Source organism: Mesorhizobium sp. M7D.F.Ca.US.004.03.1.1, from assembly GCF_003998635.1.
GTDB classification, from domain to species: Bacteria; Pseudomonadota; Alphaproteobacteria; order Rhizobiales; family Rhizobiaceae; genus Mesorhizobium; species Mesorhizobium loti.
The window spans coordinates 1-13781 of record NZ_RZQG01000065.1; the positions used below are offsets into that span (position 1 = coordinate 1).

General features: G+C 57.6%; 15 protein-coding genes. 14 read left to right on the forward strand and 1 reads right to left on the reverse strand.

All coding sequences use genetic code 11. The features are described 5' to 3' along the window. The 12 genes from EN935_RS06615 to EN935_RS06670 form a co-directional block, all read left to right on the forward strand. Positions 1-77, forward strand: a 77-nt coding sequence (locus tag EN935_RS06615; protein WP_281040314.1) for a nodulation protein NolB, incomplete at its 5' end; no start/stop codon positions are given. A gap of 36 nt (positions 78-113) precedes the next feature. After that, on the forward strand, positions 114-950 hold the full coding sequence (gene sctJ, locus EN935_RS06620; RefSeq protein ID WP_272483026.1) for a type III secretion inner membrane ring lipoprotein SctJ: 837 nt from the start codon (positions 114-116) through the stop codon (positions 948-950). After that, positions 943-1581: a nodulation protein NolU gene (locus EN935_RS06625; RefSeq protein WP_306462320.1), complete on the forward strand. Its 639-nt coding sequence runs from the start codon at positions 943-945 to the stop codon at positions 1579-1581. The genes sctJ and EN935_RS06625 overlap by 8 nt, the downstream gene beginning before the upstream one ends. Next, positions 1578-2201: a type III secretion system stator protein SctL gene (gene sctL, locus EN935_RS06630; protein ID WP_024505371.1), complete on the forward strand. Its 624-nt coding sequence runs from the start codon at positions 1578-1580 to the stop codon at positions 2199-2201. The genes EN935_RS06625 and sctL overlap by 4 nt, the downstream gene beginning before the upstream one ends. Beyond that, positions 2198-3556 carry a type III secretion system ATPase SctN gene (sctN, locus tag EN935_RS06635; RefSeq protein ID WP_063169268.1) on the forward strand — a complete coding sequence of 453 codons (1359 nt, stop codon included), beginning with the start codon at positions 2198-2200 and terminating at the stop codon, positions 3554-3556. The genes sctL and sctN overlap by 4 nt, the downstream gene beginning before the upstream one ends. Continuing rightward, positions 3532-4044 carry a hypothetical protein gene (locus EN935_RS06640; RefSeq protein WP_063169269.1) on the forward strand — a complete coding sequence of 171 codons (513 nt, stop codon included), beginning with the start codon at positions 3532-3534 and terminating at the stop codon, positions 4042-4044. Before sctN ends, EN935_RS06640 begins: the two co-directional genes overlap by 25 nt. Positions 4045-4133: 89 nt before the next feature. Then, the gene (sctQ, locus tag EN935_RS06645) at positions 4134-5162 is read left to right on the forward strand and encodes a type III secretion system cytoplasmic ring protein SctQ (protein WP_095769044.1); all 1029 of its coding nucleotides are present in this window, start codon (positions 4134-4136) and stop codon (positions 5160-5162) included. Beyond that, positions 5155-5820, forward strand: a complete 666-nt coding sequence (gene sctR / locus EN935_RS06650; protein WP_029354851.1) for a type III secretion system export apparatus subunit SctR — start codon at positions 5155-5157, stop codon at positions 5818-5820. Before sctQ ends, sctR begins: the two co-directional genes overlap by 8 nt. A 2-nt stretch (positions 5821-5822) precedes the next feature. Continuing rightward, entirely contained in the window at positions 5823-6098 is a 276-nt protein-coding gene (locus EN935_RS06655; protein WP_024505375.1) for an EscS/YscS/HrcS family type III secretion system export apparatus protein, read from the forward strand. Between the two features lie 8 nt (positions 6099-6106). Further along, positions 6107-6925, forward strand: coding sequence for a type III secretion system export apparatus subunit SctT (gene sctT / locus EN935_RS06660; RefSeq protein WP_063169270.1), 819 nt, complete (start codon positions 6107-6109; stop codon positions 6923-6925). Continuing rightward, on the forward strand, positions 6922-7959 hold the full coding sequence (locus tag EN935_RS06665) for an EscU/YscU/HrcU family type III secretion system export apparatus switch protein (RefSeq protein WP_024505377.1): 1038 nt from the start codon (positions 6922-6924) through the stop codon (positions 7957-7959). Before sctT ends, EN935_RS06665 begins: the two co-directional genes overlap by 4 nt. A gap of 355 nt (positions 7960-8314) precedes the next feature. Next, on the forward strand, positions 8315-9118 hold the full coding sequence (locus EN935_RS06670; RefSeq protein WP_024505378.1) for a hypothetical protein: 804 nt from the start codon (positions 8315-8317) through the stop codon (positions 9116-9118). Between the two features lie 525 nt (positions 9119-9643). On the opposite strand, the gene EN935_RS06675 is transcribed toward EN935_RS06670, so the two are convergent. Continuing rightward, positions 9644-11758 (reverse strand): hypothetical protein, encoded by a 2115-nt coding sequence (locus EN935_RS06675; RefSeq protein WP_224570035.1) that lies wholly within the window; start codon positions 11756-11758, stop codon positions 9644-9646. A 1348-nt stretch (positions 11759-13106) separates the two neighbouring features. On the opposite strand from EN935_RS06675, the gene EN935_RS06680 reads away from it, so the two are divergent. Then, the gene (locus EN935_RS06680) at positions 13107-13436 is read left to right on the forward strand and encodes a hypothetical protein (RefSeq protein WP_081714433.1); all 330 of its coding nucleotides are present in this window, start codon (positions 13107-13109) and stop codon (positions 13434-13436) included. Between the two features lie 65 nt (positions 13437-13501). Further along, on the forward strand, positions 13502-13750 hold the full coding sequence (locus EN935_RS41885) for a hypothetical protein (RefSeq protein WP_024505381.1): 249 nt from the start codon (positions 13502-13504) through the stop codon (positions 13748-13750). Positions 13751-13781: the final 31 nt, after the last annotated feature.

The window sequence follows — 13781 nt, forward strand, 5'->3', positions numbered from 1 at the left end:
TCACCCAGGTGGCGCTTATCTCCAAAGGCGTCAGCGGCGTCACATCATCCGTGAATAAACTTTTGAAGGAAGGCTGAACCGCGCGCATGATTGGCTTGGCCGAGGGCGAAATCATGCGTGGCCTGTCAGGGTGGCGGTCGGTTAGACTTGTCATGCTGCCAGTTCTCGTCGCCCTCACTGCTTGCAAAGCCGACCTCTACACGCAATTGCAAGAGCGTGAGGCAAATGAAATGCTCGCACTTCTTGAAGACAACGGGGTCGCCGCGATCCGGGTGGTCGCCAAGGATGGAACCAGCACGATCCAGGTTGACGAAAAGCTGCTCGCCTTCTCAATCAACCTTCTGAACGCCAAGGGGCTGCCGCGCCAATCCTTCAAGAACCTCGGTGAGATATTCCAAGGATCAGGCCTGATTGCCTCGCCGACCGAAGAGCGTGCCCGTTACGTGTATGCCCTGAGCGAAGAGTTGTCGCGGACGATCAGCGATATCGATGGCGTTTTTTCTGTACGTGTTCACGTCGTGCTGCCGCATAACGACCTTGTGCGAGCCGGTGCCACGCCATCCTCGGCCTCGGTGTTTATCAGGCACGACGCAAAAACAAATGTCGCGGCTCTGCTGCCAAAGATAAAGATGCTTGTAGCCGACAGCATCGAAGGCCTGTCCTACGATAAGGTGGAAGTGGTTTTGGTGCCGGTAGAACGTTCCGCACACGAGCAACGGCCCGATCCGACTGCTGTTTTGCCACAAGCATCACTACCTCTTCCTGCGCCACTTCTGGCGACCGTAACAGGTTTTGCCGCAGCCGTATTCGCCGTGGCCTGTTATCTCTTGATCGGCGTTGTTACGCGTCGGCGCAAGCAATCAACCGGCGTTTCCAAGGTCGAGGGGCGCCGGGATGCTTCTGCTGTCGAGGCCATTCGCAAAAGAATGCCTGCAATTGGACGTGGGTGACATCTCATTGCCAATGCCTATACAGACCGCCCGACCTGATGGTCCGCACTTTCCGGGCGCGAGCGAGCTTGCGGCTTCGGCCCATCCAACCCGTCTTGCGGCGCGTCTTGATCCAGCGTTATCGGCCGAAACGTTAGTGAAGTTGCAGAAGTGTTCCAGACTGCATCCAAGGCTGGCAGAATTGCTGGGCAACGATGACGTGGATCTGAACCACATCGGCTGCAGGCCGGACCTTCTACGCGGGCATGATCCATATCGAGCGACCCTTCTTGCTGGTAGTATCTGGCATGCCCGTTCGCTGGTCGCGTTTGTCTCTCAGCCTGAGCTTGCCATCCTTGTTAAACGCATCGGCGTGGATGCACACGCATTCGGAATCCGACACCTGCTGCATGCTGTTGACAAAAGACTGATCTCGGACCCAGAAAAACTCGCTCAGCAAATCGAATACGATGGACACGCATGTCTTGGAGCTTGGCTCCAGGACAGTTCAGCGACCGAGCGTAACCGCGTGCTTCTTCGATTGCCCGAGGGGACTGCCGCGGAGACTCCAGCACATGAGCATTGGACCGCCGCCGGCCAATTGCTTTCACTTGTAGTAGCTCATTTTGAGACAGAGACCCCGGTGAAATGACAGTCGAACTTTCCGAGGGGCCAATAGCGCCGCAGATGCGTCCAGTCGGACCACTGATACCCGCGAGCGAGCTCGAAACCTGGCACAGCGCCGCGCAAGCCCTTGCCGCGGCAGAACGGCATCGGCAGCGCGTTCGAAACTGGGCACGCGCGGTTTACCAGCGGGCGTGGGCGCGCGGCCACATGGAGGGCTCGAATGCAGGCACCGAGGAGATGGCAGGGTTGATTGCGGAGACAATCTCCGAAATCGCGCGACGAAAGGCGGCTCTGGAGCAGGAATTGCCGCAGCTCGTGATGGAAATATTGAGCGATCTTATCGGCGCTTTCGATCCGGGCGAGCTATTGGTGAGGGCTGTTCGTCACGCCATAGAGTGTCAATACAGCGGCGCCGACGTTTGCCTTCATGTTTCTCCCATGCAAGTCGACATGCTTGCACGAGAGTTTGCTCGATGCGACGGCCAGGATGGTCGACCAAGGGTGCGGATCGAGCCCGACCCGACATTGTCGCCGCAACGCTGCGTGCTGTGGAGCGAGTACGGCAATGTTGACCTTGGACTTGACGCCCAGATGCGCGCGCTGCGCCTTGGTTTCGGGACGCTCTGTGAGAAAGGCGAGCTATGAGAAAGCCCGTCCCAGAACATAACGCTGACGCCCACACTCGAGCTCTCGTTCCAGCAATCTCGTCTTTGAGGGCTGCGGCCAAGCGAATTGACACGCGTGCGGTGCGCGGTCGGATCACGCGGGCTATCGGCACACTGGTTCATGCCGTCTTGCCAGACACTCGTATTGGGGAACTTTGCCTCCTAGAGGACCCGCGAACCGGGCTGTCGCTCGAGGCCGAGGTGATCGGCCTGTCGGGTGATGGTGTATTGCTGACACCGATCGGGGACTTGGTGGGCCTATCCAGCCGCGCAGAGGTCGTGGCCACTGGCCGAATGCGTGAGGTGCCCGTCGGCGGCGATTTGCTCGGTCGCGTGATCGACAGTCGTTGCCGCCCATTGGACGGCAAAGGCGAAATCAAGACCGTCGAAACTCGGCCCCTGCATGGCAGAGCCCCCAATCCGATGACGAGGCGCATGATTGAGCGGCCATTCCCGCTTGGGGTCCGTGTCCTCGATGGTCTGCTGACGTGCGGCGAGGGCCAGCGGATCGGGATTTATGGCGAGCCAGGTGGTGGCAAGTCGACGCTGTTGTCACAGATCGTAAAGGGTGCCGCCGCTGACGTCGTCATAGTGGCGCTCATAGGCGAACGTGGACGGGAAGTTCGTGAATTCATCGAAAGGAATCTTGGTGAAGAGGGCCTTCTCCGTACGGTCGTCGTGGTTGAAACATCCGACCGCTCGGCGGTAGAGCGTGCGCAATGCGCTCCAATGGCGACTGCGCTCGCGGAATATTTCCGCGATCAAGGCCTACGCGTTGCTCTCATGCTGGATTCGCTGACGCGCTTCTGCCGCGCTATGCGCGAAATAGGCCTTGCTGCGGGTGAGCCGCCGACGCGACGGGGCTTTCCTCCTTCCGTTTTTGGCATGCTGCCAGGCCTGCTCGAGCGCGCCGGCATGGGTGAGCGGGGCTCAATCACGGCCTTCTATACGGTGCTTGTAGAGGGTGATGGCACGGGTGATCCAATCGCCGAGGAATCGCGTGGTATTCTCGATGGCCATGTCATCCTCTCACGCGCTATTGCGGCGCGATCGCATTTCCCCGCTATTGATGTGCTGCAGAGTCGCAGCCGCGTCATGGATGCAGTCGTTTCGGGGACACATCGCAAGGCAGCATCCATTTTCCGCGAGCTCCTGTCGCGCTATGCCGAGACCGAGTTCTTGATCAATGTTGGCGAATACAAGCCAGGTGGAGATCCCCTGACTGACCGGGCTGTCGCGTCAATCGACGAACTGAGGGAGTTTCTGCGCCAGAGCGAAGATGACGCGTCAGATTTCGAGGAGACGGTCGCATGGATGTCGCGTCTGACCGCGTAAACTGGATTCAGTCTTCGAGTATACGGCTTCTGAAGGAAATGCAAGAGCGTCGTGCCCTTGGCGAGCTGTCCAAGAAGGAAGCCCAGCGCGATGTGGCCGCCTCAGCCGTACAAAATGCCTCTAGGGAGCTTGCAATGATACAGCAACATTGTTCAAGAAAAGAAGCAGCGCTCTATCAGCATCTGATGTCACTCGACAACTTGTCTAGCGCAGCGCTCGACCGTCACCGCCTTCACACTGAACAACTTGCCGCTGAGATCAATTCCAGACGGCAGATGCTTGATGATACCCAAATCGCTCAAGAGGAGGCTGAGATGGCGGCGTCCAGGACGAGGGAGCTATGGGTCATATGTTCGGCGGCAAGGGACAAATGGCAACAAATCGAGGACGACGTGCGGCGCGCCGTCGAGACTCATTCGGAGGCCGCAGCCGAGATCGAGGCCGACGATGAGATACTGCTGAAATATGCGAGGGGGTCGCTTGCCTAAATGCCGCGCAACCGGATCCGACGGTCGCAAGAGGTCGTCCGAATGACACGACCGTGCAGTCTTTGATAGGCGCTGCGGTCACACCCGCCATGTTCGAACCAGTTCTGAAACTGTCCCACACGGTTGTCTCGTGGCTCAATGATACAGCAGCGCCGCGCACGCCGTTTCAAAGCCGGATCAACGAGGTGCCGCTATCGGTGCGAACGGCAGGGCTTGTCTGGCAGCAGGAACCTGCTGCCATTCCGATGCTTGACTGCGTCTGGAGAGTGGGAGCCGAAACGGTCATCTTGTCACTGTCGCGCCCGCTCGTAGAGGAGTTCATCACGACAGTGCAGAACGGCTTGGCCTTCCCTTCCGAGCCAACTGCTTCGCTAATTCTCGAACTCGCTCTGGAGCCGCTTGTCACTCGACTGGAGGAGACGACGCGTCTGAACGTGCAACTCGTGCGGGTATGCGAAGCCACGATGCTGGCTCCTCATCTTGAACTCGACATCATTTTCGGCGCGGTCAAGGGCAAGGGCCGTCTATTCCTGTTCACGCCACTTGACGGCTTAGTACCGCCTGCGTTTCGCGCGCTAGGCGAACTGCTTGCCCAGTTGCCGCGGCAGCTGGGCGGGCTGCCTCCAGAGCTCCCGCTCATTGTTGCAGGAGAGGTCGGCACGCTTCGCCTTCCTGCGGCGCTTCTTCGAAGCGCATGTGTCGGTGATGCATTGTTGCCCGATATTGCGCCGTTCGGCCGCGGCCAGATCACCCTAGCTGTCGGCCAGTTGTGCGCCGAGGCGGATCTTGACGGCGATGAATTAATCTTGCGGGGGCCTTTCCGCCCGCGACCGTGTCCTTTGGAGAGTGCGCATATGACACAACCCGGATCGCAACTGGAGCTTACTAAGGATCTCGACGATGTCGAGATCGTGCTTGTCTTTGAATGCGGCCGCTGGCCTATTTCTCTTGGGGAATTAAGAAGTGCCGGCGAAGGGCATATTTTTGAACTTGGATGGCCGATCGACGGCCCGGTCGACATAGTGGCCAATGGTCAGCGTATCGGGCGTGGCGACATTGTCCGCATCGGAGAAGAGCTGGGCATCAGGCTCCGTGGCGGGTTTGCATGCAATGAGTGAAGCTCAGCCGACAATCCTGGCGCTTCTTGCGGTTACCGCCGGACTCGGTCTGCTGGTTTTAGCAGTTGCCACGACAACGGCCTTTGTAAAGGTATCAATTGTTCTTTTCCTCGTCCGCAATGCGCTCGGGACCCAGACCATACCACCCAATGTGGTGCTGTACGCCGCGGCGATGATCCTCACTATGTTCGTTAGTGCGCCCGTTGCTGAGCAGACCTATGACCGCATGTCGGATCCCAAGCTCCACTATCAGACATTCGACGACTGGGTAAGCGCCGCTAAAGCCGGAAGTGAGCCCTTGCGCGAGCATCTCAAGAAATTCACAAATGAAGAGCAGCGGCGATTTTTCCTATCTTCGACAGAAAAGGTCTGGCCAGAGGAAATGCACGCTGCAGCCACGCCTGATGACTTTGCAATACTTGTACCATCTTTCTTGCTATCAGAATTGAAGCGCGGATTTGAGATAGGATTTCTACTTTATCTGCCTTTTATTGTTATAGATCTGATAGTGACAACTATCTTGATGGCAATGGGTATGTCGATGGTCTCACCAACTGTTATATCTGTTCCGTTCAAGATCTTCTTGTTTGTTGCCATTGATGGTTGGTCAAAATTGATGCATGGGCTTGTGCTGAGTTATACGTTACCGGGAGGCTGATCATCACTGAATCCAGCATCATTACTCTTATGAGCCAATCACTGGTGGTTTTCATGATCTGGATTCTACCGCCGCTCATTGCATCAGTGGTTGTCGGCCTCGTCATCGGCATCCTCCAGGCGGCGACGCAGATCCAGGATGAAAGCTTGCCGCTCACCGTGAAGCTTCTGGTCGTTGTCGCGGTGATTGGGCTGTTTGCTCCTGTGCTAAGCGCCCCGCTCATAGAGCTAGCCGATCAGATCTTCACCGAGTTTCCCGCAATGACACTTAGCTACTAGTCCGCCCCATGGACGCGCCATCGGCCGATATTCAAATTCTGATCCAGACGGCTTTCGAACTCGTCGTTGCGGCAGGTCTTGGGGCAGCCCGCGCGATGGGCATCATGCTGATCTTTCCCGTATTCACACGCTCGCAGATCAGTGGGCTGATCCGGGGCTGTTTGGCTGTTGGCTTCGCACTACCATGCCTGGCACACGTCAGCGGCGGATTGCCGGCGCTGGATCCTGATACGCGCCTGATCCAGCTAACCCTGCTCGGATTCAAGGAAGTTTTTGTCGGTGTACTCCTTGGCACTTTTCTTGGCATTCCGCTTTGGGGCCTTCAGGCTGCCGGGGAGCTTATCGACAACCAACGCGGCATCAGCAGCCCGACCGCTTCGGCCGATCCCGCGACGAACAGTCAGGCTTCCGCGATGGGCGTTTTTCTGGGGATCACTGCGATTGCCATATTCGTCGGATCAGGAGGCCTGGAAACTTTGATCAGTGTCCTGTACCGCAGCTACTTGATCTGGCCGGTGTATCAGTTTCACCCGACACTGAGCGGGCCAGGAGCAATGGAGTTGTTGGGGCTTCTCGACAGCATAATGCGCACGGCATTATTGGTTTCGGGGCCTGTCGTGTTCTTCCTGATACTGATTGATATATCGATGATGCTGCTGCGTCGCTTTGCCCCGCAATTTAAGGCGAGCCAACTGTCTCCGGCAATCAAGAACATTGTCTTTCCAGTTCTCATGGTCACCTACGCTGCCTATCTGGTGGAGAGCATGAAACTGGAGGTCACACGTGCCAACGGCGTGCTGGAGTGGTTCGACAAATTGCTGCCATGAGCGACACAAGTGAAGAGAAGACACACGCCGCCAGCCCGAAGAAGTTAAGTGAAGCGCGCAAAAAAGGACAGCTGCCACGTAGCTCCGATTTCGTCCGCGCGGTCGGGACTTGCGCTGGGCTCGGCTACCTTTGGCTAAGAGGCAGCGTGATCGAGGACAAATGCCGGGAAGCGCTCCTATTAGCCACCAAGTTGCAGAGCCTACCTTTCGATACCGCGGTGCCGCAGGCATTGGTTGTGCTCGTCCAACTCACAGTCGCGGCTGTTGGCCCGCTGCTTGGAACCCTTGTCGCCGCGGTGATTTTGGCCAGCCTGCTAGCCAATGGTGGATTTGTCTTCTCTCTGGAGCCGATGAAGCTCAGCTTTAAGAAAATTGACCCCTTTGAAGGGCTGAAGCGCTTGGGGTCTGCTCGTTCCATGGTCGAAGTCTGCAAGACCATGTTCAAGGTATTGGTTCTCAGCGCAACCTTTTCCATTGTCCTTCTCGGGATGTGGAAGACAATGGTCCCTCTGCCGATCTGCGGCATGGGCTGTGTTGGCCTCATCTTTATGGAGACAAAATTGCTGATGGGAATTGGCGCCGGCGCACTGCTGGTCGGCGGACTGATCGATCTTCTGCTCCAGCGCGCGTTGTATCTGCGCGAAATGCGCATGACCAATACCGAAGTGACGCGCGAGTCGAAGGATCAGCAAGGAGCGCCAGAGTTGAAAGGTGAACAGCGTCGCATCCGCGAGGAGGCGGCCGACGAGCCTGCGCTTGGCGTGCATCGCGCCACGCTGGTCTTAACAGGAAGGGCGGTCCTGATCGGTCTGCGTTACGTTCGCGGTGAAACCGGGGTGCCGTTCTTAGTTTGCCGTGCCGAAGGTGAGCGCGTTTCACATGTGTTGAGCGAGGCGCGGGCACTACGCCTGACGATCGTCCATGACCATGTCTTAGCGCGTCAGCTGATAGGCACTACAAAACTCGGCCACGCGGTTCCTATGCAATATTTCCAGCCTGTCGCGAAAGCATTCTTTGCCGCAGGCTTGGCCTAGTCATGGAAGTCCACGACTGCCCAGTTCAAAACTGACCTGGCTCCATGCTAGTGGCAAATGTCGGCTGGCCATCCGTGCCCCAGTGTCTCTGTCAGGCCAACCGCGCAACCGCGGGCCTGGGGCAATCACTCCCCTCGGATCTGCCACCCAGCAACTACGGCAAGTCCTCCGGGCATGACCTTGCAGCCTCTGCTGGCCGGTGCGTGGCGCAGTCCGAGGTTTTGAGGCCGGCAGTGCGGATTTGATTGGTGCAGCCGTTGGAATGCCCTCGTCAGCTAGTCGTCAACTAAGCGCCCTATGTTGAACAGCCGTGCTAACTTGAGCTCGGTTGCGAAACATAGGAGTACGAATCGTCATGTATGGTCGAATTGGTGGCTCATCCGATAGTTACCGCGCGCATAATGCCGGCGAGCAATCGGATGCAGGAAGCGAAGGGTTCGCGGACACATTTGCCCGAATGCACTTATCCGGATCGGAAGGTAGCGGCGCCTCATCATCGGCGGCTCCCCAAGCATACTCCCTCAATTCCCGACCTCCTGTGGTGGAGATCAACAGGACTTCCTTCAGGAGACAGGTGAGGCAATTTCATGGTGATGAAATCACGCACATCGCCGACAATCCTCAAGAGTATTCGGAGTTCGTATCGTCACGAGCCAGGCGCACCGCGGACGTTGCTCAGCAATATGGCATCCGTCGAGATACGGAGCACGCGCGATATTTCAGTTACCAATTGGGAGACCGGAGTGCCGGACTGCTGAGAATGGAAGGCGGATTCAGCATGAACGAGTTCGAATCGGAAAGTTGGCGGGAACAATTTCCTGGTCGAACTGAGGTCACTTCCATAGTGGATCTTCAAGTCGCCCATCCGCTCGTCGAAAATGCGGGCGATATTCTGCTGGAGCATCAACTTCGGATAGACGGCGACCGACCGTTGCTGAATTGGCGTGCGGCTAATCCGGAAGCACAAGCGCGCGCGCAGACGATGGGGTTTGTTGAAGTGGATCATGGCGACCTGGTGCTTGACCCTACGCAGCATCCCGACAAATGGACGAAGAACAGTGCCGGTGAGTGGCAGCGTGCAGGCAAACCTCCACTCTATCTCCACAAAACCGAGGATAGCGACAGCAGCGATAGCGGGTCCGACGACGATTTCATGTGATTTGTCGACCCGCCGCCGAGCCTTGCAACTGGTGACGGTTGCAAGGCTGTTGGCAGTGAATGCTAATTGTCCGGCGACAGCCCCGCCTTAGCGCCAGCGCCGCCGAGCAATCCAGCCCATCTCCCAGACAATAAACTGCGGATGCGCATCGTGGGTGCTTGCGAGCGGATTGTATTCGGGCCGGAACTCCGCCTCTTGGAACCGAGCTCTCCCGAATCCAATTTTCTCCACCACACCGTTGGGTCGTTGCGATGCGCCGATCCCGATCGGATCGGCTATGCCTGCTCCGCGCTCGCAGGAAGACCTTCCGCCTCGATCTTGGCGGCGCGATCTCGGCGATAAGTTGGATGGGAGGCAAGATACGCCGCCACGTCAACAGCCGGTAACGCGACATCGCAAATCGGCCCTGACGGTAGCCGATCGACTCCAATCGCCGGACCGCAACTCGCGCAGCGGCATTCGCGGTTTGGCCAGGAGAAATGCTCGCTGACTCACAGCGTGGCCGGCCGCATTCTGAGTGCCCTGTCATGCAGCCTGCGCCGACGGGAGCTCGGCACGCGAATGGCGTGGTTGGCGGCCAAGCCCTGAGGTCAACAAGGACTTACAGAAAGCGGGGGTGAGTTTGCCGCGATGAATTATGACCTTCTCGCGACCGGACCTAGCATCGGCTTCCTCTCGCTCTCGATTGTAGCCGCGCTGTTCGTTGGATTTAACGTGGCAAGCGGTGAATTCGGAATCAGCCAGCCCTTCCAAGTTTCTGGCCATGACGGGGCGACTCGTGTGGATGTGCACCCACATCGGGCTCGGCATCGCACCATTGACCAGCATCTTGGGCTGCAGCTTCATCTCAAACAGCTTTCCTGGCTCGCCACGCAGCGCGACCGGTGCCTCCGGCGGCATCAATTCGTCGGCATTGCACAAATGTTCCAGGTATTTTTGCGCCGGAAATGCGTAGGTCTTCATGCAATCAGTCGTAATGCCGGCTTTTCCTTCATTCAATGCGTTGGCCTGTCCCAGCACCATGTTCAGCAACCCTTTGAGCTGGTCTGTGCGTTCGTGCACTTTGGGTAGCTGGGTGGAGGTGAGTAGCAGGCGTACATTACGCCCCTGCAACCCGGCGAGACAGGTTTGCATCTCAATGGCCTGGGCTCGCAGGTACTGGGCCACATCGTCCACGACCTTACCGGCCTCCTCAGGCTTCATCTGGCGCACTTGGGAGACGACGCTTTGCTGACCGGCCAGATCGAACTGCAAAAGTTCGTCCAATCGTTTGAGCCGCTCCGTCAATACCTCCATTGACAACGCGGCGCCCCCGATTGTCGAGCCTGCCCCCGACGAACTCGCAGCCACCTCTTGCGCTCTCACCTGTGTACTCGCAACTTGATCCGAGCGCGCGAGAACCTTGGCTGCTGGCACTGTGCCGGCGTTCGCAGCGACTGGTGTTGATGGCTGCCCGGCGGCAGAAGTCCCGGCGCGAGCTGCCGACTTATGCTTTGACTTCCCTTTCCTTCGCGCTGTAGTGCCTTCTGACACTGCAGCCGTACCAGCAGTGTCAGCCGGTATCGCAGCGCCTGCCCTGGCCGGCATCGCAGCGCCCGCCTGGGCCTGTGGCGCCATGATGGCTGACGGCGGAGACTGCAGGTTCAACAAGTGCATGGCATCGTGCGCAGTGATCCATGCATCGTCCACGATCCGTTCGAACAGTTTCAATGGGAGGCCGGCATCTGGGTAGGTATGGCTTAGCTTGGTATGCACCTCGTGCAACGCCAATCCAAAATCCGAAAGCCGCTCCATGATTTTTTCTACAACCGCGCAATCATGAGCGTTGAGTGTTTTGCCATCATCCATTATGCCCTTCGCCAAAGAGAGGGCGCGAAGAGCTTCTTGAGCGGCGCTTGCCATCAGCTGCACCACTCCATTTCGACCGACGAGGAGTTCCTTCAAATCTGGCTCGAACCTGCTCGCCCGCAGTTCAATCTTGGCCCGCGCAAGACCGATCCGCTCACGGACCAGCCAGATCCTGACACTCAGTACCGAGCCGGCACGCAGCCGCAGTGCGCACCGCTCGGCTTCCCGCATCACGGGCGTTCCACTGGATAGGCTAGCGGTGGCAGCGCAGGCGGATCGCTGCCGTTCGGAGCGCCATGCCTTTTTTTCCCACCACTTAATTGCCGCCGTATGGTGGTTCTCCACATTTAAAATCAACAGCTCCTGCCGGTCCGCCTGGGAGTAGGAGTAGAGTTTATCGACCATACCTGCCGCTTTCTTGGTCTTTTTGTCCAATTTCGTGATCGTCGACAGGCCAAGTTTGTCTACTTCATTCGCGGCGTCGCACACGATCTGGCAACATCTACGCACCTTGTCGTCTGGCATAATTGTCTGCGCCTCAGCCGCAGGCAGGCTAGCGCGGTACTCCAGAATTGCTGAGGCTGCATCGACGACCCCACTGATCAGCTCCACCGCCTCCTCGGGGACGTCGGTTTTCCTGGCCGCAGCCTCGCAATCAGTCAGTTGTTGAACAAGACTGTTCATTCTGAGCTGTGTCGGACTGATATCTTTATTTGACGATGAGCTGGTGCCTTCCACCTGCGCGGTTGATAGTTGGCTACCGACCGGCGCCATGGCTTCGCCCTCAGACATGGAGGGAGAACCGCGCCGCCTTGCGGCTGCGCCACGTGGCGCTACGGTTCCGCGTGGTGGCGCAGCGGCTCCACGTGGCGGTGTGTTCAGGATTTGATCTTCGCCAATCGAGGCGCCTGGCAGACTTTCGCGGGCATCGCCTGGACCGCGCGCAACTGGAAGGGAGGAGGGCCTCCTATCGGCGTCCCCAGAGCGCATCTGCTCCACAACGGAATCGAATGACTGTCCACCTTCTCCCGCAGCAAGACTTGATTGCGAAAGGGAACTGCTCGCCCGCCCCGCGCGGCTGGCTCCAGTTTCAGCCTGCGATTTCCGTGGTCGGCCAATGCCCTTCATATTGCGTCTCCGTAGTAGGCGAGAATGTGCTGCTATTGTGCTGGCGGCTGACGAGACCAGCGGCATCTTTCGGTTAACGTCACGGTCAGCCAGACCCGCGACGGCGTAATGTTCCCGCCAAAGTGCTTCTCAGTAGCAGGCCAAGATTGGCCCGAGCTCACAGGACTTTCGCAACGTTGCCATCGATGTCCTGAGATTATCAGCGCTTCAGTCCGCCGATTTCCAGGAACAGCGAATGAAATCAGACCAACTCGGCTAGCTCCCCTTCCTAGACACGTGCCTGACGATTTTATTGATGCGTCACTCCTCTCGTTCGCCACCGACAAAGTCACACATTTGCTTCAGAGAAGCGTGTGCGTTGCGTATCACGCGGACCATTTCGATCTATAGTTACAAAAAGTGTCGAGACGGGACCTTTGGATCCGAAGGTCAGGCACGGCCGGCCTAGATAGACCGCTTGGCTGACGATTAGCTGACGATGGGAGTTCTCACGAACAGGGCAAGAAAATCCGACCGCTTCAAGCTTTCGATATGGTGAGAAGAGGATCCGCACCGGCCTCCCAAAGCCGGCAGACCATCCCATGTTCGTACGGTCGCCGACCTTCTCGAAGCCAATGAGCTCACCGCGCCGGGCCGTGATGTGCAGGCGAGAGAATGGTGATGCAAAGACCGAGTTCCTGCTCGTTGCGTGCGCCCGTGGAGCCAGCAAGAATACGGTCATTGCGGTCATGCAGCACGTGGACCGTGTCTCCTGTTCGACACCACAGCATCGAGGATGCAAACGAGCTGCTGCGGCTGCCATTCGGTCGCGGCATGCGTGGACGGCGGGATTGGCCGAACAGCCGAGATCGTGGTCGACTGTTCGATGCGAGAGCAACATCCTGCAGAGCATACGTTTTTGCGCTGGCCGGTTTTTGTCAAAAGCCGTCAGGTTCTCGAAAGCTCCCGCCCTTAGCTTGATCGAGGCTAACCTTTAACACGTCGCCGCCAATGGCAAATGCCGGAGTACCTGATGATAGCAGCAATTGGGAGTGGAGTTGGCAACCTCGGGACTTCCTTGATCCGAAAGGGCCATGGGGATTCGAAATCCGAGCATTCTGGTGATGGCAAGCCGGCTGATGGCAATGATGGCAAGCCAGCTGGTGGGAATGATGGCAAGGCAGCTGGCGGGAACGATCGGGCGGATAACCGGACCGTTTCAAATGATCAACTTCAAGACAACTCACAGTCTGCAGCACAAAGTGAAGCCTTCCAAAGTATCCTGCGATCGTTCGCGTTCCAATTCGCGAACGATGCGATGGCTGAGGCCGATGAAGCTTTGGATGACACAGAAGATGCCTGACGCGGGAAATCCGGCGTGAGGTCATACAGGCCGTTATTGACGGCACAACTCCAACAGAAAAAGGAATGATCATGGCTGCAGTTGATAATAATAAAAAATCAGGCAATACCAATACCAGTAGCGCCGGCAATACCGATAAAACTAACAGTGGCACTCCCGGCAATACAAGCGGAGCTGATGCTACTGCTTTTCAGGCGCAAGTGCAGGAACTAACCAATGTTAGCTTGGAGGCGACGAAAAGGAGTGTCCAGTTGCGCACTCTAACGACCAATCTCCAGACCATCAAGAAGGCCGCCGACGAACGCGTTTCGTAATGTCGGAAGCGGGTTTTAGACTGCCCCCTAG